The organism is Rhodocaloribacter litoris, from assembly GCF_011682235.2.
Taxonomy (GTDB): Bacteria; Bacteroidota; Rhodothermia; order Rhodothermales; family ISCAR-4553; genus Rhodocaloribacter; species Rhodocaloribacter litoris.
Genome location: NZ_CP076718.1, coordinates 1,151,509 through 1,175,471, shown reverse-complemented (window position 1 = coordinate 1,175,471; position 23,963 = coordinate 1,151,509). Strand labels below are relative to the sequence as shown.

The 23,963-nt window shown below is 68.9% G+C and carries 20 protein-coding genes; 12 read left to right on the top strand and 8 right to left on the bottom strand.

Annotation, left to right across the window (positions count from 1 at the left end):
- Positions 1 to 57 precede the first annotated feature (57 nt).
- Positions 58 to 573, top strand: coding sequence for a 1,2-phenylacetyl-CoA epoxidase subunit PaaD (gene paaD / locus GQ464_RS04890; protein ID WP_166979502.1), 516 nt, complete (start codon positions 58 to 60; stop codon positions 571 to 573).
- 108 nt (positions 574 to 681) lie between these two features.
- On the opposite strand, the gene GQ464_RS04885 is transcribed toward paaD, so the two are convergent.
- On the bottom strand, positions 682 to 1,155 hold the full coding sequence (locus GQ464_RS04885; protein WP_166979504.1) for a VOC family protein: 474 nt from the start codon (positions 1,153 to 1,155) through the stop codon (positions 682 to 684).
- A 218-nt stretch (positions 1,156 to 1,373) separates the two neighbouring features.
- Here GQ464_RS04885 and thiD point away from each other — a divergent pair, with 218 nt between their 5' ends.
- From thiD to GQ464_RS04835, 10 genes are all read left to right on the top strand, one after another.
- On the top strand, positions 1,374 to 2,210 hold the full coding sequence (gene thiD, locus GQ464_RS04880) for a bifunctional hydroxymethylpyrimidine kinase/phosphomethylpyrimidine kinase (protein ID WP_166979506.1): 837 nt from the start codon (positions 1,374 to 1,376) through the stop codon (positions 2,208 to 2,210).
- A 29-nt stretch (positions 2,211 to 2,239) separates the two neighbouring features.
- The gene (gene tenA, locus GQ464_RS04875; RefSeq protein WP_166979508.1) at positions 2,240 to 2,920 is read left to right on the top strand and encodes a thiaminase II; all 681 of its coding nucleotides are present in this window, start codon (positions 2,240 to 2,242) and stop codon (positions 2,918 to 2,920) included.
- Positions 2,917 to 4,038 (top strand): glycine oxidase ThiO, encoded by a 1,122-nt coding sequence (gene thiO / locus GQ464_RS04870; protein WP_166979510.1) that lies wholly within the window; start codon positions 2,917 to 2,919, stop codon positions 4,036 to 4,038. Before tenA ends, thiO begins: the two co-directional genes overlap by 4 nt.
- The gene (gene thiS / locus GQ464_RS04865; RefSeq protein WP_166979512.1) at positions 4,035 to 4,238 is read left to right on the top strand and encodes a sulfur carrier protein ThiS; all 204 of its coding nucleotides are present in this window, start codon (positions 4,035 to 4,037) and stop codon (positions 4,236 to 4,238) included. Before thiO ends, thiS begins: the two co-directional genes overlap by 4 nt.
- Positions 4,239 to 4,343: 105 nt before the next feature.
- Entirely contained in the window at positions 4,344 to 5,123 is a 780-nt protein-coding gene (gene thiG, locus GQ464_RS04860) for a thiazole synthase (protein WP_166979514.1), read from the top strand.
- Positions 5,123 to 5,749, top strand: coding sequence for a thiamine phosphate synthase (gene thiE / locus GQ464_RS04855; protein WP_228350605.1), 627 nt, complete (start codon positions 5,123 to 5,125; stop codon positions 5,747 to 5,749). The genes thiG and thiE (GQ464_RS04855) overlap by 1 nt, the downstream gene beginning before the upstream one ends.
- A 60-nt stretch (positions 5,750 to 5,809) precedes the next feature.
- Positions 5,810 to 6,433 (top strand): thiamine phosphate synthase, encoded by a 624-nt coding sequence (gene thiE / locus GQ464_RS04850; protein WP_166979518.1) that lies wholly within the window; start codon positions 5,810 to 5,812, stop codon positions 6,431 to 6,433.
- 12 nt (positions 6,434 to 6,445) lie between these two features.
- Positions 6,446 to 8,185: a CRTAC1 family protein gene (locus GQ464_RS04845; protein WP_228350604.1), complete on the top strand. Its 1,740-nt coding sequence runs from the start codon at positions 6,446 to 6,448 to the stop codon at positions 8,183 to 8,185.
- Between the two features lie 116 nt (positions 8,186 to 8,301).
- Entirely contained in the window at positions 8,302 to 9,306 is a 1,005-nt protein-coding gene (locus GQ464_RS04840; RefSeq protein WP_166979522.1) for a tetratricopeptide repeat protein, read from the top strand.
- Positions 9,307 to 9,823: 517 nt separating this feature from the next.
- Positions 9,824 to 10,294, top strand: coding sequence for a hypothetical protein (locus GQ464_RS04835; RefSeq protein ID WP_166979524.1), 471 nt, complete (start codon positions 9,824 to 9,826; stop codon positions 10,292 to 10,294).
- A 121-nt stretch (positions 10,295 to 10,415) separates the two neighbouring features.
- Here GQ464_RS04835 and GQ464_RS04830 read toward each other — a convergent pair whose 3' ends face one another.
- From GQ464_RS04830 to GQ464_RS04805, 5 genes are all read right to left on the bottom strand, one after another.
- Positions 10,416 to 12,098: a Rossmann-fold NAD(P)-binding domain-containing protein gene (locus GQ464_RS04830; protein WP_166979526.1), complete on the bottom strand. Its 1,683-nt coding sequence runs from the start codon at positions 12,096 to 12,098 to the stop codon at positions 10,416 to 10,418.
- 73 nt (positions 12,099 to 12,171) lie between these two features.
- Positions 12,172 to 13,374: a dihydrolipoamide acetyltransferase family protein gene (locus GQ464_RS04825; protein ID WP_262899685.1), complete on the bottom strand. Its 1,203-nt coding sequence runs from the start codon at positions 13,372 to 13,374 to the stop codon at positions 12,172 to 12,174.
- Between the two features lie 35 nt (positions 13,375 to 13,409).
- Positions 13,410 to 15,518, bottom strand: coding sequence for an alpha-ketoacid dehydrogenase subunit alpha/beta (locus GQ464_RS04815; RefSeq protein WP_166981910.1), 2,109 nt, complete (start codon positions 15,516 to 15,518; stop codon positions 13,410 to 13,412).
- 54 nt (positions 15,519 to 15,572) lie between these two features.
- Positions 15,573 to 16,505 carry an IS110 family RNA-guided transposase gene (locus GQ464_RS04810; RefSeq protein WP_228350603.1) on the bottom strand — a complete coding sequence of 311 codons (933 nt, stop codon included), beginning with the start codon at positions 16,503 to 16,505 and terminating at the stop codon, positions 15,573 to 15,575.
- A gap of 281 nt (positions 16,506 to 16,786) precedes the next feature.
- Complete coding sequence (locus GQ464_RS04805) at positions 16,787 to 17,578, bottom strand: enoyl-CoA hydratase/isomerase family protein (protein WP_228350602.1); 792 nt, start codon at positions 17,576 to 17,578, stop codon at positions 16,787 to 16,789.
- Positions 17,579 to 17,998: 420 nt separating this feature from the next.
- Here GQ464_RS04805 and GQ464_RS04800 point away from each other — a divergent pair, with 420 nt between their 5' ends.
- On the top strand, positions 17,999 to 21,304 hold the full coding sequence (locus tag GQ464_RS04800) for a TonB-dependent receptor (protein ID WP_228350601.1): 3,306 nt from the start codon (positions 17,999 to 18,001) through the stop codon (positions 21,302 to 21,304).
- Positions 21,305 to 21,579: 275 nt separating this feature from the next.
- Here the strand turns inward: GQ464_RS04800 and GQ464_RS04795 are convergent, their stop codons facing one another.
- Entirely contained in the window at positions 21,580 to 22,881 is a 1,302-nt protein-coding gene (locus tag GQ464_RS04795; protein ID WP_166975978.1) for a fibronectin type III domain-containing protein, read from the bottom strand.
- The gene (locus GQ464_RS04790; protein WP_228350600.1) at positions 22,878 to 23,936 is read right to left on the bottom strand and encodes a T9SS type A sorting domain-containing protein; all 1,059 of its coding nucleotides are present in this window, start codon (positions 23,934 to 23,936) and stop codon (positions 22,878 to 22,880) included. Before GQ464_RS04790 ends, GQ464_RS04795 begins: the two co-directional genes overlap by 4 nt.
- Positions 23,937 to 23,963 lie beyond the last annotated feature (27 nt).

Below are 23,963 nucleotides of genomic sequence, written 5' to 3'. Positions count from 1 at the left end.
AGCGGGGCACGTTCCGTCTGCCATGCAGCACGCACGGCACCAGACGAACCCGTAGCCATGCCTGAAGTGGACGTGACGAAAGACGAAATCCTCGCGCACCTCTCCGAGGTGAAGGACCCGGAGGTTCCCGTACTCGACGTGGTGGAGATGGGCATCGTGCGTGACGTGCGGGTCGAGGGCAACACGCTGCATGTGGACATCACCCCGACCTATTCCGGCTGCCCGGCCATGAAGGCCATCGCAGACGAGATCGTCCGGACCCTGCACGAACGGGGCTTTCCGAAGGTGGAGGTCCACACCGTCTTCCGGGAGGCCTGGACGACGGACTGGATGACGGAGGCGGCCCGGCGGAAGTTGCGCGCATACGGCATCGCCCCGCCTCCCGAACGGGCCGGGGAGGCAAACCCCGGGATGATCCCGCTGACGACCGTCGCCGTCCCGAAGCCCGTGCCATGTCCTTTCTGCGGCTCCGAGGACACCCGCCTCACGAGTGCATTCGGCGCCACGCCCTGCAAGTCCCTGCACTTCTGCAACGCCTGCCGGCAACCCTTCGAGCATTTCAAAGGCATCTGACGTTTCGGGGGAAGGGGGCGGTGTGTGAGGAGGAACGCATAGCGGAGTGGCGGTGTGCATGAGGCTTGCGCACCGCCACCCCTCCATGCGTTCGTGACGTCCGGGGCGTCAGGCCTGGGCGGCAGCCCACTGCTGCACGGCCTGCTGCATCTCCTCCGGCGACACGTCCCGGATGTGCGTGGCGATTGCCCAGGTGTGACCGAACGGATCGACGACCTTGCCATAACGATCACCCCAGAAGGCATCTTCGAGTGGCATCACCACCCGGGCACCGGCTTCGACAGCCGCGGCAAAGACGGCATCGGCGTCTTCGACGTAGAGCGAGAGCACCACGGGCGAGCCGCCGATGGAGGCGGGACTGAGGCTGCCCCATTCGGGGAACTCGTCCGCCAGGAACACCACCGAGTCGCCGATGCGAAGCTCTGCGTGCAGGACCTTGCTGCCGTCCGGGCTGTCCATGCGATATCCCTGCACGGCGCCGAACGCCTTTTCATAGAAGGCAATGGCCTCGCCCGCCTCTTTGCAGACCAGGTGCGGCGTGATCGTGTGCATGCCCTCGGGTACCGGCTTGACGTCTGACATAGAACCCTCCGTAGATTGGATCAAGGAAACCGAACCCAACCTACGAAGGGGGCTGTGACAGCGTAGGTTCATGGCTCTGGCCGGGGATTATTTTTTGGAAAATCGGGGGATTGCGGGGTGAAGATCCTCCCGTTTCACGGCGCCACAGGGGTCCGGTGCGGAACCTTTACCGGGGTCGGGAAGAAGATGTAGTCCCTTTTCCACGAAACCGATCCGCCATGTCCTCCGCTTCACCGAGACGCTACACCCGTGCCCTGACGATTGCCACGTCCGACAGTGGGGGCGGGGCCGGTATCCAGGCCGACCTGAAGACGTTCGGGGCGCTGGGCTGCTACGGGATGTCCGTCATCGTGGCGTTGACGGCCCAGAACACCCACGAGGTGCGGGCCATTCACGCGGCACCGCCGGGCTTCGTGACCGCGCAGATCGACGCGGTCGTCGAGGACCTGGGCGTCGATGCGGTCAAGATCGGGATGCTGTTCAACGCGGAGATCATGCGCGCGGTGGCCGACCGGCTTCAGGCCCACGGCCTCGACCGGGTGGTCCTCGATCCCGTGATGGTGGCCAAGAGCGGGGCCCGCCTCATCGAAGAGGAGGCCGTCGAGACGCTGAAGACCCACCTCCTCCCGCTGAGCCTGGTCGTCACGCCCAACCTGCCGGAGGCCGAAGTGCTGCTGGGCCGGTCCATCAACGGCCGGGCGGACATGGAGGCCGCCGCCCGCGAACTGCTCGGGCTCGGCCCGCGCGCCGTGCTGCTCAAGGGCGGCCACCTCGCCGAGGCCGGCAGCGCCGACTGCCTGGTGCTGGCCGCCCCCGATCCCACCGGGCGCGACGTCTTCTGGTTCGAGTCCGAGCGCGTCGACACGCCGAACACGCACGGCACGGGCTGTACCCTCTCCTCGGCCATCGCCGCCGGGCTGGCCCGGGAACAGACCCTGCCCGAGGCGGTGCGGAACGCCAAAGCGTACGTCACCGGGGCGCTGAAGGCCGGCCGGGCCTATCGGATCGGGCAGGGCCACGGACCCCTGCACCACTTTTTTTCGTTCTGGACCTGAATCCTTCACCTGACGAACCCCCTGGTGTCATGACCTTCACCGACCGTCTCTGGAAACGCATCGAGCCGATCTACGAGGCCACCCTGGCGCACCCGTTCATCCGCGAGCTGACCGACGGCACGCTCCCGCGGGACACGTTTCTTTTCTACCTGAAGCAGGACACCCTCTACCTGTCCGACTTCACGCGGGCGCTGGCGCTGGCCGGGGCCCGGGCCGCCGACAACGCGCACATGCAGTCGTTCCTCGAGTTCGCCGTGGGCGCCATCGCCGTGGAGCGGCAGTTGCACGAGGATTTCTATGCGAAGTACGACACGCAGCTGGACGTGGTGAAGGCGCCGGCCTGCTTCACCTATACCCACTTTCTGCTTTCGAAGGCGCTCCTCGGGAGTTATGCCGGCCTGATCGGGGCCGTGCTCCCGTGCTTCTGGATCTACCGCGAGGTGGGGATGGCCGTCTACCGCCGGGCCGCGCCGGATAACCCCTACCGGGCCTGGATCGACACGTATGCCGGCGAGGCGTTCAACCGGAGCGTGGAGCGGGCCATCGAGATCGCCGACGAGGTGGCCGGGGCCGCCTCGGAAGCGCAGCGGAAGGAGATGGAAGAAGCCTTCGTCCACTCCACGTTGCTGGAATGGATGTTCTGGGACAGCGCCTACCGGCGTGAGGCCTGGCCGTTGCAGGAGGCGATGACTTCCGTGCCGGCGTCATGAGGATCGGCATCGTCGGCGGCGGGATCATCGGGCTGGCCCTCGGGTGGCGACTGCGCCGGGAAGGCCTTGAGGTCGTCGTGTTCGAGCGGGACCGTGCCGGGGCCCGGACCAGCTATGTCGGGGCCGGGATGCTGGCCCCGTATGCCGAGGTGGGGTTCGAGGAACTGCCGCTGATGCGGCTGGGCGAGCAGAGCCTGAACCTGTTCCCGGCCTTCCTGGACCGCCTGGCCGAAGACGCCGGCCGCGTGCCCCGGCTGGATCGTTGCGGCACCCTCATGGTCGGCGTCGACCGGGACGATACCGAGCATCTCCGGCGCCTCTACGACTTCCGGCGCGAACTGGGCCTGCCGGTGGAGATGATCACCGGCACGGAGGCCCGCGAGCGGGAGCCGCTGCTTGCCCCCCGCGTCGTCTCGGCCATCTGGCTCCCGGATGACGCCCAGATCGACAACCGCCTCCTCGTCGCCGCGTTGCGGGAGGCCTTTCTCCGCCGGGGCGGGCGGCTCCTGGAGGGCACCGCCGTGCAGCGCGTCCTGGTCGAGGGCGACCGCGTGCGGGGCGTGCAGACGGCTGCGGAAACGCATCCGCTCGACGCCGTGGTGGTGGCGGCCGGCTGCTGGTCCGGCCAGGTGCCGGGCCTTCCGGAGGCGCTGCGCCCCCCGGTGCGCCCGGTGAAAGGGCAGATCCTCACCCTCGGCGTGGATCCCGCCTGCCGGCTCACCCGGATGATCCGCTCGCCTCGCGTCTACCTGGTGCCCAAGGAGGAGGGGACGATCCGCCTGGGGGCCACTACCGAGGAGAAGGGGTTCGACACCGAGCCGACGGCCGGCGCCGTCAAAGAGTTGCTGGAGGATGCCTGGGAGGTGGTCCCGTGCATCTACGACCTGCCCGTGCGCGAAGTGCTGGCCGGCCTGCGACCCGCCAGCCGCGACCATGCCCCGATCATCGGGCAGGCCGGTCTCGAAGGGCTCTACTACGCCACCGGTCACTACCGGAACGGAATCCTGCTCACCCCCGTGACGGTAGAAAACCTGGCGGCGGAGATCGTCTTCGGAACCATCCCGGAGAGCACCCGCCCCTTTCGCCCGGAACGGTTTCAGACCCACCCCACCCCATGAAGTTGATCGTCAATGGCAGGCCGCTGGAGACGGACGCGACGTCCATCGCGACGCTGCTCCGGGCACTCGACTATGCGACGGACGGCCGGGGCATGGCCGTGGCCGTCAACGACGCCGTCGTGCCCCGCGATCGCTGGGACGACGTTGCGCTGTCGGAAGGGGATCGCGTCGAGATCATTCGCGCCACCCAGGGCGGATGAACCCTTCCGGGAGCCTCGATTCCCCGGAGACGCGCAGGAACCCGGCCCGTCTCGCCCGCAACGTGCGGCTCGTACTTTCCGAATCCTTCAACCCTTCCATCGCTCATGCTCAAGATCGCCGATAGAACCTTCTCGTCCCGTCTGATCGTGGGGACGGCGCGTTTCCCGGATCCGGAGACGATGCGCCGGGCCCTGCGGGCCAGCGGAGCGGAGCTGGTGACCGTGGCCATCCGGCGCGCCAACCTGGACCGCGACGACGGGGAAGATCTTCTCTCGCTTCTGGAAGAAGACGGGTACACCCTGTTGCCCAATACAGCCGGGTGTTTTACGGCGAAAGAAGCCGTGCTGACGGCCCACCTGGCCCGCGAGGCGCTGGGGACGAACTGGATCAAGCTCGAGGTCATCGGCGACGACGAGACCCTCTTCCCGGACGTGCCCGAACTGCTCAAGGCAGCCGAGCAGCTGCTGCTGGACGGCTTCGTCGTGCTGCCGTACACGAACGATGATCCCATCACGGCGCGCAAGCTGGCCGACATGGGGTGTGCCGCCGTGATGCCGCTGGGAGCGCCGATCGGGTCGGGCATGGGCATCCGCAACCCGTACAACCTGCAGATCATCCGCGAGCAGGTGTCGGTGCCGGTCATCGTGGATGCCGGCGTCGGGACGGCCTCGGACGCCGCCGTGGCGATGGAGCTGGGCATGGACGCCGTGCTGATGAACACGGCCATCTCGCAGGCGAAGCATCCGGTGCTCATGGCGGAGGCGATGCGGAAGGCGGTCGAGGCCGGGCGCCTGGCCTACGAGGCGGGGCGGATCCCCCGCCGGCTGTATGCCCGGGCGTCCACCCCCATGGAGGGCCGCATCGAACTGGCCGGCAGCGTGTGATGCAGGGGCCGGGTTTTTCGTATTATCTGATCACCGACCGCAAGCGCACACGGGGGCGGCCGCTCGTCGAGGTGGTGGACCGGGCCTGCCGGAGCGGGATCCGGGCAGTGCAGCTCCGGGAGAAAGACCTGCCGGGGCGTGCGCTCTACGCGCTGGCGAAGGACCTCCGGGCGGTGACGGCGGCGCACGGCGCCCTGTTTTTCGTCAACGATCGCCTCGATGTGGCGCTGGCCGCCGGCGCCGACGGGGTGCATTGCCCGGAAGCGGGCCTCCGGCCGTCCGATGTGTGTGCCCTGGCGCCCGCACTCCGGGTGTGCGTGAGCGTGCATTCCGTCGAGGCGGCGCGGCGGGCCCGGGAGGACGGCGCCACCTTCCTGCTGTTCGGGCCGGTCTATGCCACCCCCTCGAAGCGGAAATACGGCGCGCCCCAGGGGCTGGACCGGCTCCGGGCGGTCGTGGCCGCGGTGGACATTCCCGTCCTGGCCGTCGGTGGCGTCACGCCGGCACGGGCACGGGCCTGCCTGGACGCCGGGGCCGCAGGCATCGCCGGCATCTCGTCCGTGCTCGGAGCGGCGTCCGTCGAGGATCAGGTCCGGGCGTGGCGGGCGGTGCTGGGAACGCTGTGAGGGAGCCGGCGATACGGGGAAAAGGCACGGAGTTTTTCGAAACGAGGCACGGCGATACGCATGAAGAACCCATTGCGCGGGGTTTATCTGATCACCGACACGCACACGCAGCAGCGCTACACGCACCGGGAGCTGGCCGAACGGGCCCTGTCCGCCGGCGTGCACATGATCCAGTATCGGGAGAAAGCGGCACCGGCCCGGCACATGCTCGAACAGATCCGGGAGATCGCCGCCCTGACCGGGCCGTCGCCTGCGCTCTTCATCGTGAATGACCGCCCGGACCTGGCGCTGCTCGGCGGGGCCGACGGGGTGCACCTGGGCCAGGAGGACCTGCCCATTCCGGTGACCCGCCGGCTCGTGGGTGCCCGGCACCTCATCGGCGGGACGGCCTCCACCGTCGAGGAAGCCGTCGCCGTGGCCGAACAGGGCGCCGATTACGTGGCCGTCGGGCATATTTTCCCCACGACTACCAAGAGGAAGGATTATCCGCCGCGGGGGCTGGAACTGCTCCGGGCCGTGCGCGAGCGGGTGTCGATTCCGCTGGTGGCCATCGGCGGGATCACCCTGGAGAACGCGCCGCACGTGATCGAGGCCGGCGCCGACGTGCTGGCCGTCAGCGGGGCCATCTGCCGGGCCGAGGATCCCGAACGGGCCGCCCGTGCCTTCGTCAAACTGTTCGCGTAGTCGCCGCCGGTTATGAACGGTCTCCGTGAATGGGGGAGGTGGATGCCGGGCCTCGTGGCCGCGTGGATGGGGGCGCTTGCGGCCGGCTGTGGCAAGGTCCCGGAGGCAGGCGCTCCCGTGGTTTTCCACGAAGTGACCGAAGCGGCCGGGCTGGGAGGTTTCCGGCATACGACCGGGGCCTTCGGTGCCCTGTGGTTTCCCGAGATCATGGGCGCCGGCGGCGGATTCCTGGACTACGACGGCGACGGGTGGATGGACGTCCTGCTGGTTGCCGGGGGCACCTGGCCGGGGCACGGCGAGCCCGTTCCGGCCCTCCGGCTCTACCGGAACGAGGGCGATGGCACCTTCTCGGACCGCACCGCCGGGGCCGGGCTGGCCTCGACCTTCGCCTACGGCTTCGGCATCACCGTCGCCGACTACGACAACGACGGCGACGCCGACTTTTTCCTGACGACCCTCCACGAAAACCTGCTTTTCCGCAACGACGGCGACGGGCGTTTCACCGAGGTCGGACGGGCGGCGGGCGTCGCCGGCCCCCCGGAATGGAGCACCGCCGCCGTCTTCCTCGACGCCGACCGGGACGGCCACCTCGACCTGTACGTGGGCAACTATGTGGCCTGGTCGCCCGAAACGGACATCGTGTGCACGCTCAAGGCCGGCCTGCGCGGTTACTGTACCCCCGAACTCTACACCGGCCTGCCCGGGCGTTTCTACCGCAACAACGGCGATGGCACCTTTACCGAACGCACCGCCGAGGCCGGCCTGGCCGGCGCACCCGGTAAAACCCTCGCCGCCGTGAGCCTGGACTACAACCATGACGGCTGGCCCGACCTGGCGGTGGCCAACGACACCGAACGCGACCTGCTCTATGAAAACCGCGGCGACGGCACGTTCATCGAGCGGGGAGTGATCAGCGGCTTTGCCTACGACGAACACGGCCGCGCCCGCGCCGGCATGGGGCTCGACGCCGGCGTCATCGACACCACCGGCCAGGTCACCGTCTTCGTGGCCAACTTTGCCGGGGAAATGATCGGGGCCTACCGGCACGAGGGGGACGGCTTCTTCGTGGACCGGGCCCGAACCGCCCGCATCGGTACGTCGAGCCTGAATCTGCTCACCTTCGCCCTCTTCCTCTTCGACGCCGACCTGGACGGGCACCTGGACCTCTTCACCGTCAACGGGCATATCAACCCGGAGATCGAGCGGGTGCAGGACGGCACCACCTTCCGGCAGCCTGCCCGGCTCTTTCTCAACCGGGGCAACGGCACCTTCGAGGCCGTTCGACCCCGCGACGACGACGACGTCTGGAGCCTGGCACTCGTGGGACGGGGCGCCGCCTACGCCGACTACGACCGGGACGGCGACCTCGACCTGCTCGTCACCGAGAACGGCGGGCCCGTGCACCTCTGGCGTAACGCGGCCGGTACCGGCCGGGAGGGGGCGCCGAAGTCGTGGCTGCGCCTGCGGCTGGAAGGCCGGGAGAGCAACCGGGACGGCCTCGGCGCGCGTGTCGTAGCCCGTGTGGAGAACCGGAGGCTGGAGCATTACGTTCGCTCCGGGGCCGGCTATCTCTCCCAGGTCGAGACGACGGTTACGTTCGGGCTGGGATCGGCTCCCGCCGTCGATTCGTTGTGGATCTACTGGCCGAGCGGGGTCGTCGATGTCCTGGCCGGGCCGGCCGCCAATCAGGAGATCCGGGTGGTCGAGGGAACGGGGCGCTACGAGCAGGTACCCCGCCCGGCCCGCCGCTGATCCCTTCATCGACGCATGCGAAGCACCTGGCCTGAGCGGACGTGACCGGCTTGAATCGATATAATCCCTGCGCAGGTTGCCGGTCTGCCGGTGCGCGCCGCATCGTTCCGGGCGGCGTGGCGCTTCTGTGGACCGTGCTGCTGCTGGTGGGCTGTGGCGGGCCGGCGGGCGAGGCGGGGCGAGAACCGGTGCCGCCGCAGGCCGCCGCCTTGCTGGGACGGGCACAGCAGGCCTATGAGCAGGGAGCCTACGTGGCGGCGCTCGGGCTGGCCGACAGTGCCGCGCACCACGCGCCGGAGCGTCCCGAGATCGCCTTCCTGAAAGGGCTGATCCTGCGGGAGTTGCTGCGCTACGACGAGGCGGATGCGGCGTTCAGGGAGGCGCTCGAGCGTGACGCGGCGTACCGCAGCGCGCGCTACAACCTGGGACAGAATGCCTTCCTCCGGCAGCGGTACCGGGAGGCGCTGCGGTGGTATCGTGCGGAGGAGCGGCTCCTGCGCGACGTGCTGCAGCGTGGGGAGGCCGGCCCGAAAGACCGGGCCGCACTGGCCGTCGTGCTGGCCCAGGCCGGGCGTTCCTACGCGCTGCTCGGCGTTGCCGACAGCGCCCGCACGGCCTATCGGGCTGCACTGGACCTCGACACGACGCACGTCGCCGCCCGGGCCTGGCTGGCCGAGCTGGAACGTGAGGCCGGCAATCTCGACGCCGCGCTGGCACAGGCTCGCCGGGTGTGGAGGCAGGCGCCCGGCAACCCGGAATATGCCCTGCTGCTGGCGGGGACGCTCCTGCGGGCCGGCCGGGCGGAGGAGGCCTTGCCGCTGTTGCAGACCGCCGCACAACAACAGCCGTGGAACCGGGAGGCCGTCTACCAGCTGGGGCGGGCCCTCCTGACCCTGGGACGGACGGAGGAGGCGACGCGGCACCTGGCGCGCGTCGATACGCTGGAGGCGCTCCGGCGACGGGTGTCCCTGGCTCACCTGGCCGTCACCCAGTACCCCGACGATCCCGCCCGCTGGGAAGAATATGCGATGCTCTTGCACCAGGCCGGGCATCGTGCCGAGGCCGTCCGGGCCGTCCGGGTGGCCCGCGCCCTCCGGGCTCAACGTGGCGAGGAACGTTGAGAACGGCGGACGTGCGGGAGAGGGGAATGGATGTAGTGAGAAGGTGGCCTGTCTGGTGAACAAGTAATACCGATTCCACGCCTTGGTTGAGGGCGACCTCCGTTGGGATTCGGGATGGCTGTCTCAAAAACTTGCACAGACGCAGGCCGAACCGGTGTCACGCACGTAGCCGTATCCCCCGGCACCGCTCAGGGACGGCTCTTTACGGGTGCAACCGGCCCCACTGCCAGGGGGCCCGGGCTAAAGCCCGCACCTGCGCGGCCCGAGCCGACATACCCTCAACAACACGGACGTCAGCCAAGGGTTGCGCTTCACAAAACGACCAGGGCCCATGCAAATTTTCAAGTTTGGAACTATATTCATACCCCTGCATGGCGGTCAATTCGAAGCAATGCGTACCTGAAGGGTAGCAGGCTCGGAAGTGTTTGGCGGCTCCATAAGCCAGAAGGAGGTCATGATGAACACACACCAAGTCTGCACCCCTCTACCAACACCGTTCCTCTGGGGGGTCGGGGTTATGCTGGTTCTGCTGGTAAGTCCGGGCTGCGGCGATGACTCCGAACGCGTGATCGCGGCGGAATCCTACAGCGATACCTTCGTAGCGGAACCCTCCGCCGAATTGCTCGAGATCGGAAAGTCGTTTCCGGATTCACTGCGGATCCAGATCCTCAACGGGAATGCCTTCGGTTCTTTTCCCGCCAACGATTCGGCCGCACTGCAATGCCCTCCTACCGACATGTTCAGCGCGTTTGCGCACCGTTGGTCGGTGCCCCCTACGTGCGACGGTTATCGATCCGCCAGCAGCCCCCTGGTGCAACAGGCCGAACGCGAGGCGACCAGCTTCATCAGCGGGATCACCTGCCCGGCCGGTTGTACCCGCACTCAGTCCATTACGTGGAGAGCCTGGGCCTGCGGACATGCCCAGGATTCGACGCTGAATTACGCGTCGGGGATGGCGGTTTCCACGGTGACCTGTACGGCTCCCTGAGCTTCGGACGGTTGCCGCGCCATACACCCGGACGGGCGGGGTTGCTCCCGGCCCGGGTGACGAAGCGACATCCCGGCGCGACACGCGCGGTACCCTCCGGTGCCCCTTTCAAGCAAACACCCTACTTGATCCGGTACCCGCCCTCCTCATTGGCGAAGATCCAGGCGACGACGGCGCCGATCTCGATCGTCTCGTAGAGGTAGGTGGTGCGGGTGATGGAGGCGGTGCCGCGCGTGTGGAGCATGTGCCCGGCTTCCTGCATCCGGCCGAATCGTTCCTGCCATCCCCGGATGCTGGCCGGCCGCAGGTCCACCCACCCCTTGCGGGCCCAGCGGTCCACGTCTTCGGGGCGAAGGGGGACCTCGTCGTAGATGCTCTCGGGGATGTTGATGAACGGCCCCCGGATGAGCCGCCGGCCGTCGGGAGCCAGGATGGGCACGCCGATGGACACGATCTGCGTACGGAGGGCGTCGTTGGCCTCCAGGAAGGCGAAGAGCTTCGTGGCGATCTCGTCGGCGGGAGTCCGGCGGACGGCCTCGAGCGTGCCGTAGTTGAGCTTGAGCAGGTGCGCTTCGTAGAGCAACTTGGAGAGCTCAGGCGGGCCGAGCTGGCCCAGGGCCACGCTGTGTCCCTTCGATTCCGCCTCCAGGGCCAGCAAGCGCCGGATGGCCGTGTGGCGCAGCACCCCGGCGCGATAGCTGGGCATCATCACGTTGCTGTCCACCCCGGCGATGATGTCGTGCCCGGTGTTGCTGCCCTTGATCTCGAGCACCACCTGCTCGGCGATCTCCTCGGGGGTGAGGAATTCCATCTGGTCGATGTGGGTGATGGTTTCGAACTCGCCCCGGGCAAAGAAGCCGTTCTCGCCCGTGTCCACGCCGGCCATCACGAGCTCGCCCCGGCGGCGGTAGCGGCGTTCGTCGTCGCGCAGGACGAGCGTGGCCTCCAGGGGTTCGATGCGGCTGTCGTAGACGAGCTGGGGCCGGCCGTGCCGCCGGACCACCTGATGGGCCACGCGCCGGTAACCGATCATGGCCGCCGGCTTGATCTCCTTGACGAGCGGCCCGTCCGGCGTGCGGGCCATGAGAAAGAGCAGGCCCGTGTGGGCGAAGGCCATGGCCGTCTTGGTCATCAGCTGCACGCTGGGTTTGTCCTCGCTGTGCGTGTACGGGATGTTGAGCCCCATGCCGCCCGTGCCGGTGGTGCCCACCTTCAGGTAGAGGCGTGTCCGGACCTCACGCATGGCCTGGTGCAGCAGGCGGATGTGCCGGATGAGCTGGGAGGTGGCCTGCGAGATGAGCAGCGTGCTCACGTCGTGCTCCAGGCGGGCGCGCGTCTCGGGATCGTCCGGCGCCGCGCGCAGCTGCCCCAGCGCGTCGTGGGTCTTCTTGCTGATGCGCTCGACGTCCTGGTAGCTGATGGCCGTGGCCGTGTTGATGCAGTCCACGATGACGTCGGGCCGGTGCTCGCGGATGAGGCGGACGAGCACCGACCGCTCGTAGGTGGCCTCCAGGTCGCCGAAGAGATCTTCGTAGAGGGCTTCCCGGTGGGCCGGGTCGTCGAGCAGCTGCCCGCGCGAGGCCAGGCGGAAGTCGTCGCGGACGAAGATGTTGCCCCAGGCACCGACGAACTCGATGTCGGGGAACTCCTGCTTCACGTCGGCCAGAAACTCGGTGACCTCCGCCTCATGCAGGCTCGCCACGACGATCTTCTTCGGGCGGAGCTGGCGGCTCACCTCGCGCACGATCTGCGAGCCGACGAGGCCGGCGCCGCCCAGGATCAGAAAACGTTCGTCTCGTAACATGCGGATGGTCGGGTTGATAACGTTCAACGATTAACGTGCAACGTGCAACGATTAACGTGCAACGTGCAACGGATCATACCTTCTCCTCCGGCCAGCGCTCGAGGACCTCGACGAATTTCGAGAGGAACAGGTTGGCGGTGTAGCCGTCGAGGGCGCGGTGGTCGATGGTGAGGGTGACGTAGGCGCGGGGGGCGATGTCGATCACGTCCCGCCCGTGCTCCTCCCGCACCTTGATGCGCTTCTCCATCTTGCCGATGCCCAGGATGGCGGACTGGGGCTGGTGGATGATGGGGGTGGCGATGAGGCTGCCGCTGACGCCGTGGTTGGTGAGGGTGAAGGTGCCGCGCTGCACGTCGTCGGGGAGCAGCTTGCCGGCGCGCGCCTTTTCGGTCAGCTCCTGCAGGCGTGCGGCGATGCCGAAGAGGCCGAGCAACTGGGCGCGGTGGATCACCGGCACGATCAGCCCCTCGCGCCCCAGCGCCGTGGCGACGCCGATGTTCATGTCCTCGAAGATCTCGAGGGCGTCGTCGTGCCAGCGGCTGTTGACCTCGGGCACCTCCTGCAGGGCCTCCACGGCGGCGCGGACGAAGTAGGCGGTGTAGGTGAGGCGGACGCCCCGGGCGGCGAAGGCGTCTTTGTGGCGTTTCCGGTGGTGGACGATGGCCGACAGGTCGGCCTCGAAGACGGCCGTCACGTGCGGGGCGGTGCGCAGCATGCTCTCGACCATATGGTCGGCGATGCGGCGGCGCATGTGCGAATGCGGCACGCGGCGGCTGGGGATGGGGCCGGCGGGCGCCGGAGCCGGAGGCGGGGTAGCCGCCTCGGCGGTCTGGCGCTCGAGGTACGCCTTCACGTCCCGGTGGGTGATGCGGCCGCCGCGGCCGGTGCCCGGGATCTGCGCGGGGTCGAGGTCGTGCTCCTGGAGCATCCGCTTGACGAGGGGACTCAGCCGCGTCCGCCGGTCGGGCGTGCCGGCGTCGGCCGGTGTGGGGGCGGCGTCGGCCGGGGCGCCGGAGACGGCTTCGGCCGGGGCCTCGCCGGCGCCGTTGGGGTCCAGGCGGCCGAGCACCTCGCCCGGGCGCACCGGGTCGTTCTCGTGCTTGAGGATCTCACGGAGGACGCCCGAAGCCGGCGCGGGCACCTCCATCGTCACCTTGTCGGTGCTCAGCTCCAGGAGGGGCTCGTGCGCCTCCACGGTCTCCCCGGGCTGTTTGTACCAGGTGAGCACCACGGCCTCGACGGCCTCCTCGGACGGCGGCATGACGATGTCGATCATAGGGCTTGCGTACGGCGGCGTTTCGGGGGGCGGCGTCAGAACGTGACCAGGTCGTGCATCTTCTCGGCGATCTGGTCGACGCCGGGGACCGTGGCGGCCAGGAGGCCGAGGTTGTACGGGATGGGGATGTCGGGCACGGCCAGGCGCTCGATGGGGGCGTCGAGGTCGAAGAACGCCTCGCGCACGAGCGTGGCGGCGATCTCGGCGCCGAAGCCGGCGGTGAGGGCGTCTTCGTGGACGACGAGGCACCGCTTGGTCTTGCGCACGGAGGCCAGCACGGCGTCGCGGTCCCACGGCCGCAGGGTGCGCAGGTCGAGGATCTCGGCGTCGACGCCGGCGGCCCTGGCGGCCCGCTCGCAGCGGTCGACCATCGCACCCCAGGTGACCACCGTGAGGGCCGCGCCGCTCCGGACGAGCCGCGCCCGCCCGAAGGGGAGGACATAGTCGTCGCCGGGGTAGGGGCGGCGGGCCGAGGGGTGGTCCAGCAGCAGCCGGTGCTCGAAGAAGATGGTGGGGTTGTGCGACCGCATGGCGGCGCGGAGCAGCCCCACGGCGTCCTCGGCGTTCGAGGGGAAAGCCACCTGCCAGCCGACGGCGTGGACGAACCGCACCTCGTCGGTGACGCTGTGCCAGGGGTCGCCCACCTTGGCGAAGCCGCCGGGCATCCGCACCACGATAGGCGCGGCGAAGCGGTTGGCCGTGCGCCAGCGGATGGTGCCGCAGTTGTTGAGCTGCTCGGTGGCCGGGTCGGCGTACTTGCGGAACTGGATCTCGGCTACCGGCATCAGCCCGGCCAGCGCCATCCCCACGGCGCGCCCGACGATGCCTTCTTCTGAGAGGCTGGTGTCGAACACGCGGGCCTCGCCGAAGGCCTCCTGCAGGCCCATCGTGGCGGTGTGCACGCCGCCCTTGGGCCCCACGTCTTCGCCGAAGATGAGCAGGCGCGGGTTGACGCGCAGCTCGTGCTCCAGCGTGCGCCGGATGGCGGTGATCATGTTGGTCCGCGACGGCTCGGGGTCGGGCCGGTCGGTGCCTTCGGGGAAGGCGACCCCCTCGGGGGCGAGCCCGCCGGCCTGCTGCACGTCGAGCGTGCCGTCGGGCTTCGTCTCGGCGAAGACATAGCGGGTGACGGCGGCGGGGTCCGGATCGGGCCGGGCGAGGGCGGCCTCCAGGGCCGCTTCCACGTCGCGGCGCACCTCGGCTTCGAGGGCGTCCCATGCGTCGGGGCTGAGGTGGTCGGGCACGAGGAAGGCGCGGAGCTTCGGTAGCGGGTCGGCGGCCCGCTCGGCTTCGAGGCGCTCGGGCGGCTTGTAGGCCTGGTTGTCCTGCCCGGAGTGGCCCGAGAGGCGCGGGACGGTCAGGCGCAGCAGGGCCGGCCCCTCGCCGGCACGCACCACGCCGACGGCCTCCTGGAGCAGCGACGCCGCCCCGGCCGGGTCGGTGCCGTCGCCGTCGAAGAGGCGGAGGTGCTTGAACGACCGGAGGTTCTCAACGATGTTGCCGCCGGGCGTCTGCAGGTGCGAGGGGACCGAGATGCCGTAGCCGTTGTCCTCCACATAGAAGAGGAGGGGGAGGCGCAGCGTGGTGGCCATCGTGAGGGCGGACCAGAAGCCGTTCGTGGCCACGGCTCCCTCGCCGCTGTGGGCCACGGCCAGGGCGCCGTCGTAGGCGGCTTCGCCCAGCACGTCGCGGCGGTAGCGGAGGGCCTGCGCCCACCCGGCCGCCGGCGTGAACTGCGAGCCGACGTCGCCGGCCATGGGCAGCACGGTGGGGCCGTCCCGCCCCGGCAGGTTGCACACCACCCCGATGTCGCGCCCGTCGCTGAAGCCGCCGGACTTGCCCATCGGCGAGGCGAAGGCGTCCTCCAGGCTCAGCCCCAGCGTCAGCAGCAGCGGGCGGGAGCGGTAGTACGCGCCGACGCCGTCCTTCGGGTGCGTCAGCAGGCTGCCCAGCAGCACCTGCGGCACGTCGTGCCCGCGCGCGGAGAACTGGTAGAGCACCTTCCGCTCGGGCACCAGGCGCGTCTCCTCGATCTCGTCGATCAGGCGCGAGGCCAGCACCAGGTAGGCCACCCGCCGCCAGTCGAAGGCGGAAAGGTCCGAGGAAGCGGGGCGGGCGGTTACCGGCTGTCGGCGGTCAGACATATCAATCCTGGATTGAAGATTGCAAATTGCAGATTGCAGCAACGGTCTTGAGAGTCAAGGAGAGAGGGCGTGCAGCGCAGGATTCCACGGCTGGGCGTCCCGCATCATGGCGTTGAGCCACCGAAGCATCTTATGCATACAAGCCACCAGGGCTACCTTGGGTGTCTTACCCCGGCCCAGAAGCCGCTCGTAATGGGCACGCAAGACCGGATTGTGACGCACGCCCACCAGGGCGGCCATGTACAAGACGCACCGTACCGGTGCGCGTCCCCCCCAGATCCTGCGTCGCCCACGGCGTCGCCCGCTGTCGTTGTTCAGCGGGGCCACGCCCACGAGCGCCGCGATCTGCGGCGGGCTCAGGCGACCCAACTCCGGCAACTCGGCCAGCAGCGTGGCACTGACGACCGGGCCGATACCGGGCAGACTCTGCAGCAGGTCGTCGCCCGCCCGCCAGAGCGGGCTCTGCTCGATGGCCGTGCGCAGGGCCGCGTCCGTCTCGTCGAGGCGCTGCCGCAAGAAGGCCAGGTGCGCGGTGATGTCGGGCACGACCACGGCGTTGGCCCGGCGGAGGCGGTGCTGCTCGGCGGTGATCATCTCGGCGAGCTGGCGCCGGCGAGCCACCAGGGCGGCCAGCGTCTGTTGCTGCGCCGGCGAGAGCGGCCGCACCTCGGGACGAATGGCCTGGGCAAAGGCCGCCAGCACCTGGGCATCGATCCGATCGGTCTTGGCCAGGCGCCCGGTGGCGCGGGCGAAGTCGCGCACCTGGCGCGGGTTCACGACGGCGACCGGGAGGCCGGCCGTGCCGAGACGAGCCGCCACGTCGCGCTCGAGCCCTCCGGTGGCTTCGAGCACGATGAGCGTGGCCGGAGCCAGGCGCCGACACAGAGCGTGCAGCCCGTCCTCATCGTAGGCGAAGCGGGCCAGGTAGCCTTCCGTGTCGGCGACGTCGAGGGCGTCTTTCGAGACGTCGATACCGAAGTAGGCCATGACGAATCAGCATGCAGGGTGAAGAGGGTAGGCGTGACGGACCCAGCCTTAGGGCATGCGAGCTCGGGGGGCAGCGCCCGGACCGGCTCAGTCAACGGTTCGGGTTCTGTCACAGAACGGGGTGCAGCGTTCCTGCTGCAATACGGCCTCGGAGACCTCGATTGACACGAACTGCTGCACCATAGGCAAGATATAAGATTGCGCTTCTGAGGGGCAGCCCCTTTGTGCCTTCGTGTCTTCGTGGCCCAAAATCCGTCCCCTCAGGACACACCACGTAAAACTCATTTTTTCGACTTCTTTCGTTCGAGGAAGGCCGTCATGCGGCGGTATTTTTCCTCGTCTTCGAAGAGCACGGCCTGGAGGGTCGTCTCCAGGGCCAGGGCGGCGTCGGTGCTCATCTCGGCCGCGGCGTTGAGCGCCGTCTTGGCGAAGCGGACGGCCAGCGGGCTGTTGCGGGCGATCTCGGCGGCCAGGGTGCGGGCGGCCTCCACCACCTCGTCGTCCGGCACCACCCGGTTGACGAGCCCGATCGAAAGCGCTTCCGGAGCGTCGACAAGGCGGCCGGTGAAGATGAGCTCGCGGGCCTTGCCCGGGCCGACGAGGCGGGGCAGGCGGTACGTGGCGCCCGCGCCGGGGATGATGCCCAGCCGCACCTCGGGCTGTCCGAGCCGGGCCCCCTCGCCGGCCACGCGCAGGTCGCACGCCATTGCCAGCTCGCAGCCGCCGCCCAGCGCCCACCCCCGGATGGCGGCGATGGTGGGAGCGGGGAACTGCTCGATCGCGCGGAACAGGCTGTTGTTGATGCGTCGCAGCGCCTCGGTGCGCCCCCGCTCGCGCAGCTCGGCGATGTCGGCGCCGCTGACGAAGGCCTCGCCGCCCGCGCCGGTGAAGATCAGCGCCCGCACGTCGTCCCGGGCGGCCAGCGCGTCGAGCACCCGCCGCACCTCGCCGACCATCGTCTCGTTGAGCGCGTTCCGCACCTCGGGGCGGTTGAACGTGCACAGGGCAATGCCCTGCTCGTCCACCTCCAGAAGGAGTGTGGTCAGGGAAAAAGAAGAAGACAGGTCGGTCACGGCCGCATACGGGTTGTGGAACGGGCATCCTCGCGGGGAGAATATAGGCCGTTTCGATGCGGATGGGAAGGCGGCAGGATGGAAAGCCCGTGGATAGGGCACGGCGGGCCGGCGGTTTCGGCAACCGTGCATCACCGGCGGCTTCCTTCCGGCGACCACCTGCGGTACGTGTGCTCGAGGCGGGTGCGACGATCGGGACAGTTCGTTGATTCTTCCCGTTTTTCGTCAGATTATGCTTCTGTAATGCACCGTTTCTTCGACGGACGGGAAGGTGAATCGTATTAAATTTGGTACCCGGCAGTGCGGGGTGACGCAGGTGGCTTTCCGGGCGCCGTGTTTGCCCGGTTTGTTTTCCGCCTGCTCCCTTGAGTTACCCTCTGATCTGCTTCGGTTCTATCCACCAACTCGAGGATCATGACAATGCGACTCCAAGCCATAAAAGGGTTGTTCCTTGCCGGTCTGTTGGTGCTCGTGCCCGGCACGGCGCTCGGTCAGGGCGTGACGACCGCGTCGATGCGCGGCGTGGTGACGGACGACGCCGGCGAGCCCCTGCCCGGCGCCAACGTGATCGCCGTGCACCTGCCCTCGGGCACCGAGTACGGCACCGCCGCCGGCACCGACGGGACGTACAACCTGCGCAACCTGCGGGTGGGGGGGCCTTACCGGGTCACCGTCACGTTCGTCGGCTTCGACGATTTCGTGCGCGAAGGCATCCTGCTTGCCCTCGGCGAGACGTTCCGGCTCGACGTCCGGCTCGCCGAGAGTGCCGTGGAGCTGGAAGAAGTGCAGGTCGTGGCCAACCGGGGCCTCTTCGACGCCGAGCGCACGGGGGTCGGGGCCACCGTCGATGAGGAGCAGATCCAGCGGACCCCGACCGTCGGGCGGGACCTGGCCGACTTCGTGCGCCTGACGCCGCAGGCCTACGTCGAGAACGACGACGACGACGGCCCGGCCGTCTCCATCGCCGGCCAGAACAACCGCTACAACGCCATCTACATCGACGGGGCCATCAACAACGACGTCTTCGGCCTCTCGGCCCAGGGCACCAACGGCGGGCAGACGGGCGCCACGCCCATCTCCATCGACGCCATCGAGGAGTTCCGCATCAACCTCTCGCCCTACGACGTGACGCAGAGCGGCTTCACCGGCGGCTCGATCAACGCCATCACCCGCAGCGGCACGAACCGGTTCGAGGGCTCGGCCTACTACTTCCTCCGCAATGAAAGCCTGGCCGGCAAGACCCCGGTGAACCTGGCCGGAGACGGCCCGCGGGAACGCCTGCCGGACTTCTCGAACAACCGCTACGGCTTCCGCGTCGGCGGACCCATCGTCCGGAACAAGCTGTTCTTCTTCGTCAACGGCGAGATCCTGCGCTCGGAGACGCCGCAGCCCTTCGAGGTCACCTACGCAGGTAACTCGGCCGGCCGGCTCGGGGAGCTGCGGCAGGCTTTGCTCGCCGTCGGTTACGACCCGGGCGACTTCGGCGACAAGGCCTCGAAACTGGACGACGACAAGCTCCTGGTCAAGCTCGACTGGAACATCAGCCAGCACCACAAGCTCAGCGCCCGGCACAGCTACTCGCACTCCGACAACGTGGACGCCTTCCAGAGCGGCGCCTCGGCCATCAACTTCTCCAACAACGCCGAGGTCTTCCCGAACACGACGCACTCGACGGCCGTCGAGCTCAACAGCACCTTCGGGAGCCGCTTCGCCAACAAGCTGATCCTGGGCTACACGCGCGTCCGCGACGACCGCGGCTTCGCCGGGGATCCGTTCCCCTTCGTGCAGATCGACGACGGCGCCGGGCGCATCTTCCTCGGCTCGGAGCAGTTCTCGACGGCCAACCTGCTCGAGCAGGACATCTTCACCGTCACGAACACGTTCAACTGGTTCCGGGGGCGGCACACGCTCACCTTCGGCACGCACAACGAGTTCTACGACATCGGCAACCTGTTCATCCCCCGCAACTTCGGCTTCTACCGCTACCGGAGCCTGGACGACTTCCTGCAGTCGCTCGAAGCGGTCAACAACCCGGCCGTCGACCCGGCGTCACCGGCCGAGTTCCGCCGCGGCTTCTCGCTCGTGGACGGCGTGGCCGGCGACGGCTCGAAGGCCATCGGGGCCTTCAAGGCCTTCCAGCTCGGCCTCTTCGTGCAGGACGAGTTCCAGGTGAACGACCGGCTCCGCGTCACGGCCGGCCTGCGGGCGGACATCCCGAAGATCACCACGAAGCCACGCTTCGCACCGGACGTCTTCGACACGACGATCCCGGCCCTGGAGGCGGCGGGCATCGACCTCAAGGGCGCCGCGCCGGGCAAGACGCCGCCGGCGGCCGTCTACCTCTCGCCCCGCCTCGGGTTCAACTACGACCTGCCCGGTGAGCGGCAGGCCCAGCTGCGCGGCGGTATCGGCATCTTCACCGGCCGCGTGCCCTTCGTCTGGCCCGGCGGCATGTTCCTCAACAACGGGACGAACACGGGCGAGGTGCGTGTCTTCACCGGCAGGCTGCCCAACGGCGAGCCGATCCCCTTCGTGCCCGACGTGCAGAACGCCCTCGACGGCGAGGACTTCGGCGCCACGAACCTGATCCCGAGCGGGCGCCTGGAGATCTTCGAGAAAGACTTCCGCTACCCGCGCGTGCTGCGCACCAGCCTGGGGCTGGACTACGAGCTGCCCGGCGGCTGGGTGGCCACGCTCGAAGGCCAGTACACGAAAACGCTCAGCAACATCCTGGTCACGAACGTGAACCTGAACCCGGCCGCCATCCGCCGTCTCGACGGGCCGGACAACCGCCCGGTCTATGCCGGCGATGACGTGGCAATCGACCCGCGCTACACGGCCATCCACCGCGTCGGCACCACGAGCGAGGGGTACACGTACGACGTCACGGCCCAGGTGCAGCGCCTGTTCCGCCGGCTGCTCAACGACACGGACCAGCTGGCGCTGAACGTGGCCTACACCTACGGCGATGCCTGGGCCGTCAACGACGGCACCTCGTCGCAGATCAACTCGCTCTGGAACAGCATGGAGAACGTCAACGGCCTCAACGACCTGGACCTGACGCGCTCCGACTTCTCCATCGGGCACCGCGTCCTGGCCTCGGTCTCCTACCGGGTCGAGTTCATGAACAACCTGGGCACCACGTTCTCGCTCTTCTACACGGGTGAGAGCGGGCGGCCCTTCTCCTACACGATCGCCAACAGCCAGAACCTGCGCGGCGACGGCGACGGCTTCGCTTCCTCGCTCGTGTACGTGCCCAACAGCGCCAGCGAACTGGCCGGGCTCAGCGCCGAGGACGCCGCCGCCCTCGACCGCTTCATCGAGAGCAGCGACTACCTCCGCAGCCGCCGCGGCACCTACGCCGAGCGCAACGGCAGCCGCCTGCCCTTCGAGCACGTGGTGGACCTGAAGATCGCCCAGGAGCTCTTCGGCAACCTCGGCGGGCGCCGCCAGAAGCTGGAGATCACGCTCGACATCTTCAACTTCACCAACCTGCTCAACAGCGACTGGGGCGTGCGCTACAACGGCATCGGCAACTTCAGCCTGCTGGAGTTCGAAGGCTTCCAGGGCGAGCCGGGCTCGGGGAACTTCACCCCCGTCTACAGCCTGGACTTCGACCCGGACCTGACGCCGACCGAGGATGCCCTGTTCAAGACGGAGACGAAAGACTCCGGTCTTTACAGCTCGCGCTGGTTCATGCAGCTCGGCCTGCGATACACGTTCTGACGAATCCCGTCACGGGCGGAAGGCCTCGCCTCCTTCGGGGGCGGGGCCTTCTGTTTTGAGGCCCGCTCCGGTTGATCCGTGCCGAAGGTGATGCGGCCGGGCAGATCCGGGACGTTTCCGCTTGTCCGGTCTGATGCGGGCACGGGCGGAACCGGACCGGCATGCCCGGCGCGGCACGAACTGCATCGTTCGTAAAACGACGGGCCCGTGCTTCCCCACCAGAAGCACGGGCCCCGCGCCAGAAAGGCCTGCGGCGCGTGATGAGAGGTGCAAGCCTATTTCAGTAGCATCACCGTCCGGGTTGCGTGGAACCGCTCGCCCTCGGCCCGGAGCAGATACGGCCCGGCGGGCAGGCCGGCGGCGTCGAACATGAGGCGGTGCGGCCGGCCGGCGTCCATCGGCCCATCGACGAGCACGCGGAGGCGGCGGCCGAGCACGTCGAACAGGGCTACGCACACGTGCTGGGACACGGCTACCGAGAGCGTGACGCCGGCCCGGTCCCGCACCGGGTTCGGGTAGGCCGCCGAGAGCACGTACGCCCCCGGCACGCCGAGCGTCACCGACACCTCCGGGCTGTAGGCGAACCGGCCGTCGAAGTCGACCTGCCGGAGCCGGAAGCGGTGCGGGCCCGGCGCCAGGCCCTCGACGCGGTGCCGGTAGGCATGGCCTTCGGCCGTGGTGCCCTGCCCTTCGACGAAGGCGAGCGGGCGCCAGGCGCCTTCGAAGTGCTGGACCTCGAAGCCGGCGTTGTTCGTCTCCGTGGCCGTCGTCCAGCGGAGCACCACGGCGGCGCCGTCGGGCACGGCCGCAAACGAGGCCAGCTCGACCGGCAGCGCCGCCGCGTTCGTCAGCGTGACCGGCGCGCCCGGCGTGCCCTGGGTCGTCCCCGTCGCAAAGGCAACCTGTTCCGCCATCACGTACGTCACGCCTGTCGCGGCGTCATAGGCGCGGAAGCCCACGGGTTCGCCTTCCGTCACCCCGTAGAGTTCGATGCGATAGACCTGCTCGCCGCCGGCGTCGAAGGGCACGCCCACACCGCGCACCTCGCCGCCCACGAAGGCCGCCACCCGGTCTGCCGGGTCCTGGAGCCGCAGGCCGTTGACGAAGGCGGCCGCATGCACCGTCATCTGGTTCGTGAGGCCGGGCGCCACGCGCCAGTGCAACGCGCAGGGCGAGGGGCCGTCCGACGTGTACAACCGGAAGGGGTCGTCCAGCGTGCCCCGGATTGCGTCCGGCACGAACGTAACGCCTTCACAGAGCGGGCGCTCCGTCCCCGTCGAGGCGTCGTAGGCCCGGAAGGTGAGGGCTTCGCCGGTCATGTCTCCGCCCAGGTTCAGGAAGAACACGTAGGTCCCGCCGACGAGCAGGGGGGAGGCCACCCCGCGCGAGACGCCGCCGGCGAAGCCGGCGAGCAGGTCTGCGGGGTCGTCCGACGGCACACCGTCGAAATGCACGACGGCCACGACCGTCATCGACTGGCCGTAGGTGCCGTCCGGGCTCCAGTCGGGCTGGGCGTGAGCGAGGCCCGGCGCGAGCAGGACGGCCGGCAGCAGGAGCGGAAGGATTCGTGGCTTCATGGTTTCCGGGATCCGGCAAGCCGGGTGACGGTTCGCGTGGTCACCCGATCTCCGGCTTCGAGGCGGACCAGGTAGAGGCCATCGGGCAGGCCGGCGCCCGCCAGGACGGCCTCGTGCGGCCCGGCGGCTTGCATGCCTTCGACGAGCCGGGCCACGACCCGGCCGAGCAGGTCGTAGACGGTCAGGCGGACCGGCGACGGGGCATCCAGCACGTACGGGATGCGTATCGCCGTGCCGAACGGGTTGGGGTAGGGGGCTTCCAGATGAAAGGCCGCCGGCGCGTCCTCATGCGCCGCGTGCGTGGCCGTGTCCGCGTGCCAGACGAACGGGCTGGTGACGCTGCCCACGACCCCGTTCGCCTCGAAAGCCAGCGTTTCGGCGGCCTCGTGGACCCGCCCCGTGAACGGGTCGAAGATGCGGAACGTGAGGGTTTCGCCCGGCCCGTTGGCGTAGACCGTCAGGAAGAACAACGGCGTGCCGCCCACGTCGACGGAGCCGGTTACGCCGCGCACCTCCTCTCCGGCGAACGCCGCCACCAGCGCCCCGCTGCCGGGCCGGCGCTCCCCCACCACGAACGTCCCCGTGACGTTCATCGACGCGGCGAAGGGGGCCGGGTCCACCTGCCATGCCGGGCCGCCCGCCGCGCCGGTCGTCCACACCAGCGGGGCCGACACCAGCCCGCGTACGGCGTTCGTCTCGAACACCTGCGTCTCCGCAATGTCGTGGATCAGCCCCGTGGAGGCCTCATAGAAGCGGAACGTCACCGCCTCTCCGTCGGCGTTGGCATAGACCGCCAGGAAGAACAGCACGTCGCTGCCGACCGTCACCGGTCCGGCCACGCCGCGTACCTCCTCCCCGACGAATGCCGCCAGGAGGTCTCCCGCCGCGCCGAGCCGCCGGCCGTCCTGCTCGACGACGCCCGTCAGGCTCATCGACGACTGGAACCGGGACGGCTCGACAGACCACGAGGGGGTCTGGGCAGGGCTCACGGCGGCTGAAAGGAGCCAGCCGATCAGCATCAGGCCGAGCCCGTACGGCATCGCCCGTCGGTACATGGTTCGCACCGGTCTTTGCATGAAACG